The sequence below is a fragment of the Anditalea andensis genome, assembly GCF_000714815.1.
Taxonomy (GTDB): Bacteria; Bacteroidota; Bacteroidia; order Cytophagales; family Cyclobacteriaceae; genus Anditalea; species Anditalea andensis.
This window is the reverse complement of the sequence record NZ_JMIH01000011.1, coordinates 1-16,591: the sequence shown is the minus strand read 5'-3', so window position 1 is coordinate 16,591 and position 16,591 is coordinate 1. Positions and strand designations below refer to the sequence as shown.

The window sequence follows — 16,591 nt, the reverse complement described above, 5'->3', positions numbered from 1 at the left end:
CGTAAAGAAAATTTTCTGTGAAAGTTTTTAGCGAGGGGCCAGGCTGCAGGGGAGGGAAAAAGGTGGATGGGCAGTAGCCCAGAGTCCGATTCTGATCACTACAATTACTTTGTCCCGTCTAAGAAGAAAGGGATACGAATCAATGCTTTCATGTAATATAATTGATGTTTTATAGGCCACATGGAATCTCGCATATAAGTATCGGATCCTCCTATTAAGTTTATCTTTTTGCTCGATTTCCTATTATCTTAAAACGCAACCTACAAGTGAACCGCTCCCGATGAAAAATCGGGAAGACCCGTACGTACGGTGGTGTGAGAGCCTCAACCTGAGATAAATGGCTCAGGTCAGGCTACTCGATTGTGTGTTCGTTTTTTATTCGGGTATTTTAATCCATTCCGTTTTTCCTTCTTGTTCAGCTATCAAACTTTTAATGTTGCCACCATCATCTATTAAAAATTCTAATACAGCATTCACTTTTTTTGATTCAAATTTATGATTTCCTAAAGGTAATACATCTACTTCTGCACCTTTCTGTTCTGGAAATGATAAGACAAGCCTATCAGCAACTATTAAAACTTTCATAATTCGATTTTTGTCTGAAGAAAGTTGATAAGTCCCCGTATATTTCTCTAGCTTATCACTATCAATAAATAATCCTTTAGAGGGTTTAATTGGCTTACCTAATATTTCACTTCCTAGATAATTGGCGATGTCTTCTGTTGGCTTAAATCCTCTGTTTGAAAGAATAGCCACGTATATGTCTTCCTTGGGCAAATATAGACCGCTACTTGAATAGCCATAAAGATTACCTCCATGTTGAAATGTTACAGAACCTTGAAGGTCTTTGATAAAAAAACCAAATGAATAACCTGTACTCTCTCCATTTTTAAGTAAAATACCTTTTTTTAGTAATTCATTTGAATTCAATAACATGTCATTGAAAAGGGCTAAATTCCAATTATATAAATCGTCAACTGTAGAGGTGATACCACCACTTGAATACCAAATTGAGCCGTCAACTGCAATTGTAGGTTTAAAATTCCCACTTACATATTGATATCCAATTGGTTGTTTTGCATTCGGGTTATTTATGCTATACCAATATGATGATTGCAACATATTGAGAGGGCTAAAAATGACCTTTTCAAGATATTCTCCATAGGATTTTCCCGATACTCGTTCAATGATAAATCCTAATAAAAAATAATTAGAATTGCTATACTGATATTGCGTATTTGGTTCGAATTCCAAAGGGTCATTTTTAAAATATTCAATAATTTCTAATGGATGATGGTGTTTTGTTAAGAGATGATATTCACTTTCATCAACATCAAAATATTCTCTTATTCCAGAAGTTTGAGTTAATAAATTCTCAATCGTTATTTTATGTTTTTTACTTGGAAATTCTGGAATATATTTTTGGATCGAGTCTGTTAGACTAAGTTTATCTTCCTCAACTAATTTTAGTATTGAAACTGCTGTAAATTGTTTTGTCATTGATGCGATTGGTAATACATCCTCTAAAGCAAGATTTTCATTTGTTTCCAAATTTGAAATACCGAAAGCTTTTTTGTAAATAATTTCTCCTTTTTGAGCAATTAGTACTACAGCACCTGGTTCGTCTGAAGGAAATTCTTTCAATAGGTATGATTCGATTCTATCAATTGCTTTTTTTCCCTTTTTAGACAGCTTCTGAGCACATGTCTCTTGAAAAGTAAAAACCAATAACAAGAAGAAAAGAGTTTTTAATCCAAACATCCTTACGTAATTATTAATTATGATGAGCTTCATGGTTTATTCTTAAAATGACACACAACGTTTTGGCGATTGGCACAGTGGCGGAATTCGGAGGAAATCACTGTCAATGTTCCATAAAAGTTGATGCGAGGTAGAATGTTCAATTAACCAAGTCCTCAGCCATTGGGCCAAACGCCTGTGTGTGCCTTGAATGGTGAATATAGGTCAAAAAGTTGACCGTTCCAACGGGTGAAATGCGGAGCATTCATGAACTCCTTTGAAAAATAATATTAAAGCGAATAAAGTCCCTTAAGCGCGGGGGTAACGTCCCGAAGCCAAGCAAGTGGCAAGCTGGTTTTCCGTGAGAGGACCGAGCGTAAAGAAAACTTTCTGTGAAAGTTTTTAGCGAGGGGCCAGCTTGCAGGGGGGCAAGTAAGCCAGACTGCGGTGTCTGTACTGACGAACAGAATCAAGCGAAGCGTATCATGAGCTCCTTAAAAGAATTAAATATAGCGAATAAACCATATACTGAGGCTATGAGGTTGGATGAGGTAACACATCATGCCGAAGTCCAAACCTTCCAAAAGGAGGAAGTACCAAAATAGTAGATATGGCAGAGATAGGCACAAGGATTTTCATCTTACCAAGAGGACAGAGCGTTAAGAAAATATCCAGTGGATATTTTTAGCGATGGGCCAGGTGGCAGGGTGGGTTGGAATAGACTCGGTTTCTATGAGCCAAGAAGTTAGCAGAGGTCATAGTAGTTATCGGTAACGAGCTGTAAGATCTACAGAGTTCTCACTGGGTAACGAAGGACTGAACGCTGGATTACGTCCAAATTCGATGGGGAGTGCCATATTGGTACAGCCTCATCTTAAGCAGGACCGAACGTTAAGAAAATATCCCTTTGGACATTTTTAGTGAGGGGCCGGGATGTGGGGATGGTTAAAAGATTTATTATGATAGAAAAAGTACTCAACCGTAAGAATCTTTTCAAAGCCTACCGACAGGTGGTGCGGAACAAGGGTTCGGCTGGGGTAGACGGCATGAAAGTCACCGAATTGTTTTCCTACTTGGAAAACAACAGGGACAGTATTGCCACGTCCATCCTCAACCATACGTATGTACCTCAGCCTATCAGAGGGGTGGAAATCCCCAAGGAAAACGGGAAAACAAGATTGCTTGGAGTTCCCACAGTGGTAGATAGATGGATCCAACAGGCGGTAAGCCAGGTGCTGATGACTAAATATGAACTTACGTTCGAAGAATACAGCTACGGCTTCCGCCCCGAGAAGAACATCCATAAGGCAGTAACACAGGCACTGAAATACACCAATGATGGCTATCAGGACATTGTGGATATCGACCTAAAAGGGTTCTTTGACGAGGTGGACCATTCTATTCTCCTACAATTCATCTATCAGCGGGTAAAATGCCCGACAACCCTACGGCTTATCCGAAAATGGCTACGTGCACCAATCCGGATTGACGGAAAACTGCACAGGCGTAGAAAAGGCGTTCCGCAAGGCTCGCCACTCAGTCCGCTACTGTCCAACATCCTTCTGGACTTATTGGACAAGGAACTGGAACGGAGAAACCTGAAATACGTCCGCTATGCTGACGACTTCAGCATCTACACCAAGTCAAAAAGAGAAGCCCGAAAGGTGGGTAACGAGATCTACCTTTTTCTAAAAGACAAGCTCAGACTGCCCATCAACAGGGAGAAAAGCGGGATCCGAAGACCCTCCAACTTTGAACTGTTGGGACACGCATTCGTCCCGACTTATCAGAAAGGGGTAAAAGGAAAATACCAGTTGGTGGTGAAACAGAACAGTTGGGAATCCCTGAAACGCAAACTCAAGCAGATTACCAAGAAAACCAGACCGTACAGTTTTGAGGAACGGCTGAAAAAGCTCGTAGAGGTCTGGCGGGGATGGGTAAACAATTACCGCCTTGCCAGTATCTCCGCAAAGCTGAAATCACTCGATGAGTGGTTGAGAAACAGACTTCGGTACTGTATCTGGCACGACTGGAAAAAGCCAGAGCGGAAACGCAAAAACCTGATCAGACTGGGAGTTGACCAAGACCATGCCTACGCATGGAAGGAACGAGCGTAAAGAAATGACCTCTTTAGGTCATTTTAGCGAGGGGCCAGACTGCAGGGGAGGGAAAAAGGGGGATGGGCAGTAGCTCAGAGTCCGATTCTGATAACCACTATCACTTTGTCACGCCTAAGAAGAAAAGGGTATGAGTCGATGCTTTCCTATTATCTTAAAACGCAACCTACAATCCAGTGAACCGCTCCCGATGAAAAATCGGGAAGACCCGTACGTACGGTGGTGTGAGAGGCGCACCGTGAGCTTATAGCTCACGGCCGTCTACTCAATTAGCGGTCTGGGCTTCTTTCTCAAAATTGTATTGTCGTTTCATTTTTCAACAATTTAATGAAACTACTCGGTGTATCCACTATCTCCAAACTGTCAAAATCTTTTTTAGGCATAAATTCACTAAGTATTGGTAAGCATTTTTCAAGTTCATTAACTCTGTGTCCTATTGTTCCACCTTTCAATAGTTTAAAGCCAAAGTCTGAATACAATTTTATTGCTCTGAAACTTCCTGGTTGAGTATGAATATAAATAGGGTAATCTTTTGTACTAAATTTCCTCATTATTTCAGAAAGTATTGCCCTTCCTAATCCTTGTCCTTCATGAGTTTTGAGTGTTTTTAACCAGTGAATGGAATTAAATTTACTGTATGCTTTCCAATGAGAACAAGTTGCTACAGGTTTATCTTCATTGTTGCAAATAAAAATTGTGTTCTTATAAAAAGTTTCCATTTCAACGCTGTACGAATCCTTAATAATCTCATTCATAAAGTCCTCATACTCGCTGGGTATAGTTTCACTGTCAAACGGAAAAGCTTTCCATTTCTCCAATTCATTTGGTCTACAGTTCCTAAAATAATAATCGGAACTCAATTCAGTAAGTGCGTTTTTGTTCAGTTGGTCGCACATCATAAAAATATTATAGTCTGGTATTTCTACTTCAGTCATTTTTTACAGGATTGTTTTTTCGTAGTCGCTCTTTAGCCTTCTGACTAACGTAAACAAAACCCCTTAATTTGAGCTGATTTCTAATCCTCATTAGTCAGACCTAATTTATCGATTTGTTTTTTTATTCTCTTAACTAAGCCCATCTTTCTTTTTTGATCAAGAAATAAATATCCTTGAGGATTGGCATAACAAATTCACTTTACAAAAATCCCGATAAATCGGAACAGGCTATTTCACTTGATGAATACAAATTTTCTATCTTTAGAACTGAACACTTCACTGACTCTATCTAACATGTGAAGAGTAAGGATAAGAATCAATGTTCCCTTACTAACGTATCCACCCGTCCAACATCAGAACTACCATCTATCAACCCAAAAATATTCCGGTAATGATGAGCCAAAGCCCTTCTTTTCGCTTGGCTCCGTAGGAGTCACCAAAAAAGTAGGCCCAGCATCAACCGGCCCTACAGTACATGAACTTCCGTGCAACGAATCGCCGCTTTTCGCTAATGTAAATTTAAGAAAAAATCTTCAAAAATCACTTGCTATTTAAGACAGTACCTCGATTACAGGGAGGTTATTTTATCTCCACCCAATTTTCCAGTTTCAGGTTTTTGATATGTCGGAAGTCTTTTATGTTGTCAGCAACTAGAATCATTTCGTTTGTAAGTGCAGTAACACCAATGATCAAATCAAATTCATCATGCATAGGTGTTCCGTTTTTTCGAAGTAAGACTTTGTTATTTGCATACTGGTCTACTATCCCAAAAATCGGAATGATGGTTAGTCCTTTTACAAATTTATCAACCGCCCTGTGAGATTTTTTGGGATCATCGCTATTTTCTGCTCCGTATTTTAGTTCAAAAACTGTTATTTCAGAAATGAAACAATTCTCAAGACCTTTTTCATTGATAATTTTATCAAGATTGAGTTTACCCCTTAGAAAAAAAACACAAATACTCGTGTCATGCAAATATTGCATACGTTAAAGCTTCAAGTCTTTCTCTCTGAATTTCCTGCTTTCTCTAATATTTTTTATGATTTCTTCGGCTGGCTTTTCTGATATCAAACCTCCGAAGGAACTGAAAAAATCCTTTTCTTTAGACTTTCTCCCTTTCCTTATAGATTTCGCAAGCCGTTCTAGCAGCTCTAGTTTGCTTGCTGAATTTAAACTTTCAATAAGCTCGGAATACGTTTCTACGATATGGCGTTCTGCATGTGTCATAGCCTGATTTTTAATAAATATATGAAATTACATCATAAAAACTGATTTTCATCCTACTTGGTTCTTTTAAACTTCCATGTAACGTTTTCTCTATGCCATTATGGCGTATAGCTTTCCAATTCGGAGTGTTAGGCGCGATTACGGCGTCTATAACCGAATTAGATAAATGTAAAACTGACCTTTTATATTTCCAATTTGTCTAAGGGGCTTTTAATTTGATCAAATCCTCCAGTTGTAATGTGCGTGTAAATTTGCGTGGTCTTTGGACTTTCGTGACCTAATAAACTTTGAATATACCTGAGATCGGTTCCCTGTTCCAATAAAGGTGTGGCAAAAGAATGGCGCAAGGTATGATCAGTCACCCCCTTCTTTATCCCAACTCTTTCTACAGCAGATTTTAAAATATTTTGAATACTCCTTCTACCATACATTATTGGTTATTCCTTTGTGCTTCCTAAGATGATAATTACTTTATAGATATCAACCTAACTCCAAAATTGGATATTCATACAAAATATCTCAGCAATATCCATTTCCCTCCTTTCCCCAATAAAACCATTTTCCCACCCCTAAACAATACCTTATTCTAGGTATATTTCCTACAATATTATGTAATACAAATAAAGCTAGTCAAAGACCACTTTCTATAGATCGTAATAGGGGAGTAGGAGCAATTATTTTCGTAAACCGTAAAAATTATTTTTATATACCCTCATGTATAGAATAAAAGCCCCCGATTCTTCGGAGGCTTATGATTAACCAGGTGATAAACAATCTTTCACATCATACCTAAATATAATACGTATATAACTAAAAGTCAACACCTAAGTTATGGTATTTTATTTAGAAAGGGGAGAGGAGTCAATACCATTTATTACTTGTGATATAAGTATGTTAGAGAATCCTATAGGATGTGGCCCAATGATCTGTGATAATATTGCCTAATTTATTAATTGTCTATCGGTTAGGTTGGCCCATTACCATCGTCAAGAGTGCCCCTGTAGCCTCCTTTTTAAACATCGATGATGATGAACCTTAGCCCCTCTTTTCGCTTGGATCCGAAGGATCCACCAAAAAAGTAGGACCGGAAAAAACCAGTCCTACAGTAGATGAACTTCCGTGCAAAGAATCGCCGCTTTTCGTTATCAAAAATTTAAGAAAAAGTCAGAGAAATTACTTGATATTTAAGGCAGTACCTTGATTGGTGGGAGTTTTTTTACTTTCTCATGAGGTCAAGTCCTTGCTCTATGGTTACAAATGACTTATAGCCAAGTTCCTTTCTTGCTTTGCTGTCGTTGATAGTAAACTCTACGCCCAAAACATTTACGAGTCCTTTGTAAAGTGGCGGGTGTCCTTTCAATCCAAATATTTTCCAAACAAATTCCATGACAGAGGCAACACGTTTTGCCATTGTCAACGAAACTGTTTTGTCGGGAATGGTTACACCTTGCGTAGCCACATACTTTTTAATGAAGTCTTTAAATATAGGTGTTTCACCATCTGTAATGAAATAGGTTTTACCATTTTGCTCTGATTGGTCCGCTAAGATTAATGCTTGGCAAACGTTTAAAACGTGGCAGGTTACTAAACGGTGTTTGCCACCATCAATAAACTGCATTCTTCCTTTTTTAGTGGCTTCCATAACACCAACCAATGTATTTGGGTCGCCTTTGCCCCAAACTAATGGGGGGCTCACAGCAATGGTTTGAAAGCTTTTTGTGTTGGCTTTCAAAACCAGATATTCTGCTTGCAGTTTTGTTCGTGAATAGCCGTCAATAATGTTGTCAGAAACAAAGGTCTCATCAGCATTTTTGATAGGCTTACCGTTCATAATAACCGAAGCCGCACTTAAATACACGAACCTTTTAACCCTGGCATTTTTGGCAACTTCCAACAAAAGTTCGGTGGCATCAACGTGCAGTTTTTTAAGTTCTTTTTCAGAAGCGAAAAAATCAACCGAAGCCGCCAAATGAAATACCGAAGCACAATCTTTTACGCCATCTGCCAAAGCTTGTGCATCATTTAAATCTCCTTTTACGGCTGATGCTCCTAATTGCTCTACCTTTTGAACGGCTTGTGCCGAACGTGCCAAGGCTTTTACTTTGTAGCCGTTTTCTATGAGCATTGGGATTAGGTTTTGACCTACAAAACCCGAACCGCCCGTTACAAATACTTGTTTCATTGCTTTGTAGATTTTAGTTGGTTTTTGTCCAAATGTTGGTTTGACCGAATAGTGAAATACCCATATAGCCACGAACTTTGAGGGTATTGTCGGCTTGAAGGGTTAAATAGCAAGAATAAGTTTTTCCGCTTCGTGCATCGTAAATTGTACCGTTTTCCCAAGTGGATTTACCATCAAACTCAAAATCTTTCAACATGACCAATCCTATGATTGGGTCGCTGTTTTTTGATTTGTCGGGGTTCTTGTTGTCGGTTTTAGGTTTGCCATTTTCGTTTGGTTCTTTAAGCCATACGATTTTACCAAAGAACTTTTCCTCTTGTTGATAGATTTCAACCTTGGCAGCTTTCTCTTGGTTAAGCCAAGTGCCAACAATAGCTGTTTTGGAAGATTGAGCTGTGAGTGTCAGGCTTAGAAATAGAAAGCCCAGGAGCATTGTGGTGAGTTTGCCTTGATGAAGGCTTCTCCAACCGAAATTGATGTTGTCCATACTTTGAATTGTTTTATGTTACAATGCAAAGTTGGTAGATGAGTATTGCAAAAAACGTTTACAAAAGACAAGAAAGAAAACGGGTTACGATTTTTCTACAATTCTTTTTCTGATACGGCTGAGTGAAGTGGCTGTAATGCCTAAATAGGTGGCAAGCATATGTTGCGGAACGCGTTGCAGGATTTCAGGATTTTGTGACAGTAATTTTGTGTATCGTTCTTCGGGACTATCTAAAATGAAAGATGTTAATGCTTGTTGAAACTGAATTAATGTTTGTTCCAAGATCTTTCGCACAAATTCGTTCATTAGCGGAATATCTTTGTAAAGTTTGTCCAAGTCTTTTTTGTTGAGGACAAGCAACTCTGAAGGTTCAAGTGTTTCAATGATTTCTTTGCACGCAGTACCAGTGATAAAACTGTCAAAGGCACCAATAAAACTATTTTCTGCTGTAATGTATATCGTTATCTGCTGACCGTCTTTTATATAATACTTCCTAAGGCAACCTTTTAACAAGAAAAATAACTCGTCTGTCCGCTTGTCATATGAAACAAGATCGGTTTTTGTTTTTACATGTCTAAAGGACATGGCCGAAGCCAAAAGTTCTTTGTCGGCTTGTCTGAAGTTCACAAATTTGTCGGTGTATGTAAAAAATTGTTCTGTCATTTTTTTTGGGTGATGTCTGTTTAAAATTCTGACTAACGCAAAGAAAATCCCTCAATTTGAGCTGATTTCTAATCCTCATATAGTATTCGAAAAATACCTCCAGAATAACTTTTAGGAATTTGTTTATAAGCTTAATTGAAGATTTAATGATTTAAAATTGTTCAAAAGGTTATAGTTGCTGTATTTTATCCCTGAGTGCCACATTGAAAATATTCAGATTTTATATATTAATCATAAAAGTAAAAGGCCTGTCACTTTTTTATTTAAAATCCAAAACTGATTTAAACTTGAAAAAAAGTCTCTCGGCCACACTCAGGTCTTCTGTGATTATCTCTGCATTACCCAAAAGCTCTTGGTTAAATGGTATATTATTGTTGAAGGAGCTTCGGGTACCTTCAGGAAGATAGGCATAAACCAAATAATTAAATTCATCGTCTGGAGTGACAGAAATCCTAATAACTTCCCCCAGTAGAGTGCCATATTGCTGATATGGGTAATTATCTAACTTAATCAGGACTTTTTGGCCTACAGCAACCTTTCCTGCATTTTGCGCAGGTATTTTCATTGCCCCAACCAGTTCTTCCTTATTTTCTGGAAGCACAGTAAACACAAGTTCTCCTGTACTGACCTGTTGGTTGGAACTCCAAATTTTCTGGAAGCTAACCAACCCTCCTGTAGATGAGCTCATCAGATAGATATATTCCCAATCCCTGACTGCACGTTTTAAACTATGGTAAGACTGAATTAAGTTCTTAAGAACTCGGGTTTCTTCCTCCTGCTTGTTTATTTCCATCACTCTTAGTGTTTGGTTTCCTGTACTGAGTGCTTCTTGCATCTGGGAAATAACTATAGCCATGCTGTTTATCTGCTCTTGCATTTGGAGATACTCCATTTCCCTATTCTCAAAATCTTTATCTGAAATCACGCCATCTTCGTGAAGAACCTTATTCCTCAGGTAATCAATCTGTACTAGTTTTAATCGCCGCTCTAACAATTCCTTTTGTATAACTTGACTTTGTATTCTATTATTGATTTCCTGTAGCGAGTAATGGCTACCTTGCATTTTTCCTATATAAGGTTGAAGTTCTTCTAAAAGTTGGTATTCCATGTAGTTTCTTTCAAAATCCAAAAAGGTTGGTTCCACCTCTCCAAGTGTCAGATTGGATAGCGTTTCCATCGGATAATCATAATTATTTTCTTTTCCAAATGCCTCATACTCGAGTATTTCTTTCAGAAATAGGACATCTTCAAGAGCCGCCGTACTTTTAATTCCAGCTAGCATCTGCCCCGATGTGACAGCATCCCCGTTATTCACAAATAACTTTTCTATCTGTCCGGAAGCACGTGCAAGCACCCGCTCAGTGGGCTCCATGGTAGTTACCAAGATTTTTGCCTGAACATAATCCGGATATTTTATCAGAAAGGATAAAATAATTATAACTGCAGTAAGTATAAAGACCAAGGTTATTCCCCAGCGGATTAGCCATGCTGGAGGGGTAGAAATGATCTCTTGGACTTCATCGGAGCGGAGATGAAGATTAGTACTATATGCTTTTTGATCTGGCATTTTTAATTTGTATTTATCTGTTCCAGTTCCAATTGGTTTTTTACCAAATCATAATATACCCCTTGAGATGCCACCAATTCTTCGTGAGTTCCTTGTTCCACTATTTTCCCTTGGTCAATAACGATGATCTGATCTGCATTCTTTACTGTACTTAATCTGTGTGCAATGACAAATACAGTCTTCCCTTTAAGAAAATTATTTAAGTTTTCCATTACAACACGCTCGTTTCTTGCATCCAATGCTGAGGTAGCCTCATCAAAAAACAAAATCTCTGGATTTTTATAAACAGCTCGCGCGATAAATAGTCGCTGTTTTTGCCCAGTGCTGATGCCTATACCTTCGTTACCAATTTTGGTATTAAAGCCAAGTGGAAGGGATTGGATGTAATCATAAATATTAGCAATCCTAGCTGCTTTTATTAATTGTTCCTGATCAATTTGATCCTGCCCCACGGCTATATTAGCAGCAATTGTATCGTTAAATACATATCCCTCCTGCATCACCACACCGCAGTGGTCCCGCCAGCTTCGCGCAGCAACTATTTTCAGGTCATGATTGCCATAAAGAATCTCACCTTTGGAGGGTTCATAAAATTTCAACAGCAATTTCATCAGGGTGGTCTTCCCGCTTCCACTTGCACCTACGACTGCTGTGACTTTTTTGGAAGGCACCACCAAATTGACACCTTCCAGCACAGGCTTATCGGCTCCTATATACCGGAATGAAAGGTTTTTGACCGTCAGTTCTTTCCCTATAAAGACTTTTCGGATATACTGCTTTTCAATGCTTTCTTCCTCTTCTTTATCATGAATCTCGTTCAGTCGCTCTAGGCTGATACTTGCATCCTGATAGGCTTGAATAAAACTAACGGCTTGAATGATGGGGCTGTTTAGTTGGCCAATGATGTATTGGAGCGAAAGCATCATGCCCAGAGTAATATTTCCTTCTATCACCAGCACGGCAGAGGTAAAGGTGATTAAAATATTCTTGAGCTCATTTATCATAGAAGAACCTACTCCCTGGGTCTGTTCTAGGGACAGGGTCTGAATGGAGACATTGAACAGTTTTGCTTGTACAAATTCCCACCTCCAACGTTTTTGCTTTTCCGCATTGTTCATTTTAATCTCCTGCATTCCGTTGATCAGTTCTATCACAGTGCTCTGTTCCTGGCTTAATTGGGCAAAGCGCTTGTAATCCAATTCTCTCCTGCGTTTCATAAAATACAGGACCCACATAATATAGACTATGCTCCCTACCAAAAATATCAAAAATATCGTAATGCTATAGTATATTAGAACCGCTCCAAAAACGAAAAAGTTAAAAAATGAAAACAGTGTACTGAGTGTTGTTCCCGTCAGCAAATTCTCTATCCGTCGATGGTCTCCTATGCGTTGCATGATATCCCCAGTCATCCGAGTGTCAAAATAGGCAATAGGCAGGTTCATCAGTTTGATAAAAAAGTCCGATACCAGAGAGATATTAATACGGGTACTTAAATGGAGCAATATCCAGCTCCGCAATACTTCCACACTGGTGCGTCCGAAAAAGAGCATTAACTGACCCATCAGGACTACATAGATAAATCCGATATCCTGGTTTTGGATACCCACATCGACGATACTTTGGGTAAGAAAGGGAAAAATAAGCTGCAAAAGGCTACCCACAAGCAAACCTATGCAAAGCTGAATTAATAATTTTTTATAGCTTAATAAATACCGGAACAAAAAGTTTAAGGATCGCTTATCGCTATCTTCCCACTTCAGCTTTTTGAAGTCGGGAGTGATATCTACCAAAAGAGTGATGCCTTCTTTGGTGTTTTCATCGGCCGAGTTTCCGATCCATCGCCCAATGAATTCTTCTTTGGATAAGCTTATCAAACCATAAGAAGGATCAGAAATATATACCTTATTTTTTTTAATCCGATAAACTACGACGAAGTGGTTCTTATCCCAATGAACTATAACGGGTAATGGCGCATTTTTTAATTTATGAAAATTGAGTTTGGCTCCAATGGTCTTAAAACCAATAGACTCAGCTGCCTCGCTCAATTTAAGTAAGTTGCTGCCAGATCGGGTGGTTTCCGAAAAACTCCTTATCTCCTTTAAGGATATCAATTTGCCATAGTATTTTGCAATAATACGAAGGCAAGTAGGGCCGCAGTCCTTTGTGTCGGGCTGTTTGTAAAATGGGAAAGTGTTTTTCAAGAAAATTTCATTTTATTATTTGATGACTATTTTTATAATATAATAAAGCTTTTTATTTCTTGTAATAAGAAAAAAATTGTTTGATTTAAAACTCCCTTGAAATGGATATAGTAACTTCAAGTAACAATACAATGACTCATTATATCAAATTCAGGATCTAGACAAAGTATAAAGAGTACAGACACGCGCCAAGCGGATACTTATTTTATGTTTCAAAATGCACAACTAGATCGAACTATAAAGGTAGAAAGTATGGTCAGCTTCTCTTGAGTACAAAAGCCCAGCTTCTTCACCGCACCACTGATGCAGGGAGATTGACAGTCCCGTTTTGCCTGATATATCTTGCGACGGAGATTTATATACGCATTCCTTGAGTAGAGCAAGCACATCATTTTACAATATTTTGAGCCGCAGTCATTCTGATCTGGTTTGTGGTAGTTTTGAAAATGATAATTCATTTTAATATCAATTTTTATTAGCTATCCTCCACAACAAACCTCTTTAGAAATGAGGCACTGTCAATTATTACGGACGGATCCATATTATTCCATACCCACATTTGATTCCAAAGGTGAACTCCATATGTTTCAGTTGGGACAATAATCTTCTTGTTGCCAGCTATATATTGATAGTTTTTATAGTCTATTGGGCAGAAAACTTCAGGACTGACCACATATTTTAGCAAGGAAAAGTCCATAATTCCATCAACTAGAGCTAATGCCCCAATTTCTCGCCAAGAAATAGTCTTATAATTCCTACCGGATAGGTTTTGTTCTACTGTATGCAATACAGCATTCAAAACAGGTGAATTTTTAGGTGATTTCATCACACAATTGCATATCACGGGGTTGTTATTCGATATTTCGGTTGCAAAAACATAATCTTCGGTTGAGACAAATTCCTTCAAACAAACAACATCGGCATCAACCCACCATCCACCAATAGTATAAAGAAGTTTTACTCGAAACCAATCTGCAAAAGTGGCATAGGAATTAAATCTATCAACAAATATAAATTCCTTTGGAATTATTGCATTTGCGTCCATTAACACAACTCCATCAGGTAGTCCCTTAACCTCACAATAAGTATACAGGTAGTATTCAGTATTGTTTTTTAGAAATGATTCCAGGCACAACCTTTGCAGTTGCGGCATTTGTTCTGAAATCCAAAGTGATTGTACAATGTTATTCATTTTTATTATATTTCTAAATTAACTTTTAAATAATTTTTAATAGTCTACCCTTCTCCTCAACATTGATAGTGCAAATCAAAATATTTCTATATTCGATTTATTCTCTATGCTTCCATTATTATATTCGGATCTTGTCCTCCTAATTCCCTGGTTTTAGAATCATATATTTCTACCAAGTATTCAATAAGCCAAAGTTTAGTCTTCTCAAACATCATCTTTTTGAAAAGATATAATACATTATTTGGACAGAATATTCTATTCTTAAAAGCCAAATATTAATTTATTATGATATGAAGTAATAATTGTGTAATTGGAAAATTTTAGAATTCCTGAAATATCCTTTTATATTATTTATTAATATACGATAATATTTTATTTTTTTATTACCAATACTTTTTATTAATATTTCTAACTACTTTAATTTAACTTTCTTAAGAGTGTGGAAAATCCTTTTCAATAATTATATTATTGACGTTATCTTTTCAGTCCCATTTTAGTCTTAAACGGTTAAGATTTTCAATTTAGGTCAACCATCTTTAGAAGGGCGCTGTAAAAGGTCCCAAACTAACTTCTTTTACCCCGCAAGAAATAATATATATATGTATATATTTATTTAGTTTTTGTAATTTCTTAAGATCTCAATGATTTATCTGATGACTCTGCTATTTGGTATATTTTAGTTAATCGGGAAGAGAGAAATTCATTTGAGTTATGTTTCCTTTCGGAATTCTCCCCATCGAACCCCTCTCTTTGTGAAATGAATGGAAACATAACCATTTTGTTACTTGTTAATTCTCTGTAAAAGCATTCGATTGTATGATTATCGGATATCTGTTGCCTTAATATTAAATTAAAAACCGATTGATATAATACAACAAATGAAGAGGATTTGAATGTTCTGATCCAAAACCTATCTCGAGTTATTGGTATTGCTGTTTCGAAATCGTCTATTCCTCCACAAAGTATTTTGGTGTCTAATTGATGTGCTTCTATAATATACCTTATTAGACAACTTCTTGAATAGGAAGTGGTAAACAAATGATCTTCATCACAGATGATGATCACATCTTCCTCCTCCTCAGTTGCTTGTTGAATGATTTTTTTTAAAGTGATCAAATACGCTTTCTCGGGATTGTTATGTTCACATAATGAAATCATACGAATATCAAACTCAGTTCTTCCTTCAAACTGAGAATGGATTCGTGATAAAACATTTGTGCAATCGTTTGAATTGATTATATACGTAGTTATAGATATGTGATCAAAATTTGAAAACGTTAGGGGTTTAACTTGCTTCTCAATTTTTTTCTTATAAAACGACTTAACTTCTTTTGTTGCTTCAACCAAAATGGAAGAATCCTTAAACAATTTCTCAACCTTATCCTTGGAATTGTTTTTTGCTGTTACATCTGAATAGCCAAAATCCCTCTGAATGGAAATGAAGGGATGGATAAAATATATTTTATCGCTGAGGGACGATATCTTATAATCTGCCGAATCACCAAGCTGAAAATTAGTATTGAGTATCTTAGAATAGAATTTCTTAAATATAACTGCAAATTGAAGACCGGAAAATTTTTCAACCCAATATAGGTTTTTACCTACAGGGTAACAGTTTGTAAACCAACTAATTCCACCCAAAAGAACATCTGCTTGAAGCTGTATAGCATTGTATACTGCCTTTTGTAGGTTGATAGCGGAATAATTATGAGTAAAGATGTGGTCATCCTCACAAATGACAACATGATCCATATTCTCTTTATTGGCTTGTCCCACTATATTATATATAGTTTGCCACAGTCCAACGGCTCCAATCGGATTCTCGATTGCCTGCACCAGGATCATTTGTAACTCTTTTTTATTTAAAAATTCAGAAATTATACTTGCTTTTCTGTCTGTCCGGTTTACCCGATTAATTACATACACGTCAATTCTATCCATTTTTTTGATCATTGCTCAAACTAAAAATATAATTTTTAAGAAGAATAGTTTTAATAAAAGTTTCTTAGGAAAATTATGATCCCACGATCACCTAAAAACCCCAATCGTACTTAAAAGCTTAATTCACAATTATTATCATTTATTCATGCTACAATCGTTGTAATTTACTAAAATTTAGTATTTTAATTAATAGATTGTTCCAACTTAAAACTTTGGCCACAGTAATAAAAATCAACATCAGATAAATCATCATAAGGCTCTAATTATCTAATCTAAGTTCTAGTTTGTTTATGTCTAGAATTTATTATCTAGCTTCATCAATTATACTTCAGCCCC

The 16,591-nt window shown here is 37.1% G+C and carries 14 protein-coding genes; 2 read left to right on the top strand and 12 right to left on the bottom strand.

Annotated elements, in window-relative coordinates; translation table 11 throughout:
* Positions 1-375: 375 nt before the first annotated feature.
* Positions 376-1,761: a serine hydrolase gene (locus EL17_RS02200; RefSeq protein ID WP_164674914.1), complete on the bottom strand. Its 1,386-nt coding sequence runs from the start codon at positions 1,759-1,761 to the stop codon at positions 376-378.
* Positions 1,762-2,132: 371 nt separating this feature from the next.
* On the opposite strand from EL17_RS02200, the gene EL17_RS02195 reads away from it, so the two are divergent.
* Entirely contained in the window at positions 2,133-2,345 is a 213-nt protein-coding gene (locus tag EL17_RS02195; protein WP_035069517.1) for a hypothetical protein, read from the top strand.
* Positions 2,346-2,681: 336 nt separating this feature from the next.
* Complete coding sequence (gene ltrA / locus EL17_RS02190; protein WP_240485920.1) at positions 2,682-3,857, top strand: group II intron reverse transcriptase/maturase; 1,176 nt, start codon at positions 2,682-2,684, stop codon at positions 3,855-3,857.
* 290 nt (positions 3,858-4,147) lie between these two features.
* On the opposite strand, the gene EL17_RS02185 is transcribed toward ltrA, so the two are convergent.
* From EL17_RS02185 to EL17_RS22455, 11 genes are all read right to left on the bottom strand, one after another.
* Positions 4,148-4,792, bottom strand: coding sequence for a GNAT family N-acetyltransferase (locus EL17_RS02185; protein WP_035069515.1), 645 nt, complete (start codon positions 4,790-4,792; stop codon positions 4,148-4,150).
* Positions 4,793-5,371: 579 nt separating this feature from the next.
* On the bottom strand, positions 5,372-5,776 hold the full coding sequence (locus tag EL17_RS02180) for a PIN domain-containing protein (protein ID WP_035069511.1): 405 nt from the start codon (positions 5,774-5,776) through the stop codon (positions 5,372-5,374).
* Positions 5,777-5,779: 3 nt separating this feature from the next.
* Entirely contained in the window at positions 5,780-6,019 is a 240-nt protein-coding gene (locus tag EL17_RS02175) for a hypothetical protein (RefSeq protein WP_035069507.1), read from the bottom strand.
* Positions 6,020-6,201: 182 nt separating this feature from the next.
* Entirely contained in the window at positions 6,202-6,450 is a 249-nt protein-coding gene (locus tag EL17_RS02170) for a tyrosine-type recombinase/integrase (protein WP_084166091.1), read from the bottom strand.
* 785 nt (positions 6,451-7,235) lie between these two features.
* The gene (locus EL17_RS02165; protein ID WP_035069502.1) at positions 7,236-8,201 is read right to left on the bottom strand and encodes an NAD-dependent epimerase/dehydratase family protein; all 966 of its coding nucleotides are present in this window, start codon (positions 8,199-8,201) and stop codon (positions 7,236-7,238) included.
* Positions 8,202-8,214: 13 nt separating this feature from the next.
* Positions 8,215-8,688: a DUF2147 domain-containing protein gene (locus EL17_RS02160; protein WP_240485919.1), complete on the bottom strand. Its 474-nt coding sequence runs from the start codon at positions 8,686-8,688 to the stop codon at positions 8,215-8,217.
* Between the two features lie 84 nt (positions 8,689-8,772).
* Entirely contained in the window at positions 8,773-9,351 is a 579-nt protein-coding gene (locus EL17_RS02155) for a Crp/Fnr family transcriptional regulator (protein ID WP_051719745.1), read from the bottom strand.
* A gap of 259 nt (positions 9,352-9,610) precedes the next feature.
* Positions 9,611-10,918, bottom strand: a complete 1,308-nt coding sequence (locus EL17_RS02150) for an HlyD family secretion protein (protein WP_035069498.1) — start codon at positions 10,916-10,918, stop codon at positions 9,611-9,613.
* 2 nt (positions 10,919-10,920) lie between these two features.
* Entirely contained in the window at positions 10,921-13,122 is a 2,202-nt protein-coding gene (locus EL17_RS02145; RefSeq protein WP_035069495.1) for a peptidase domain-containing ABC transporter, read from the bottom strand.
* Positions 13,123-13,597: 475 nt separating this feature from the next.
* On the bottom strand, positions 13,598-14,314 hold the full coding sequence (locus EL17_RS02140) for a capsular polysaccharide synthesis protein (RefSeq protein WP_035069492.1): 717 nt from the start codon (positions 14,312-14,314) through the stop codon (positions 13,598-13,600).
* Positions 14,315-14,944: 630 nt separating this feature from the next.
* Complete coding sequence (locus EL17_RS22455) at positions 14,945-16,255, bottom strand: hypothetical protein (RefSeq protein WP_164674913.1); 1,311 nt, start codon at positions 16,253-16,255, stop codon at positions 14,945-14,947.
* Between the last annotated feature and the right edge of the window lie 336 nt (positions 16,256-16,591).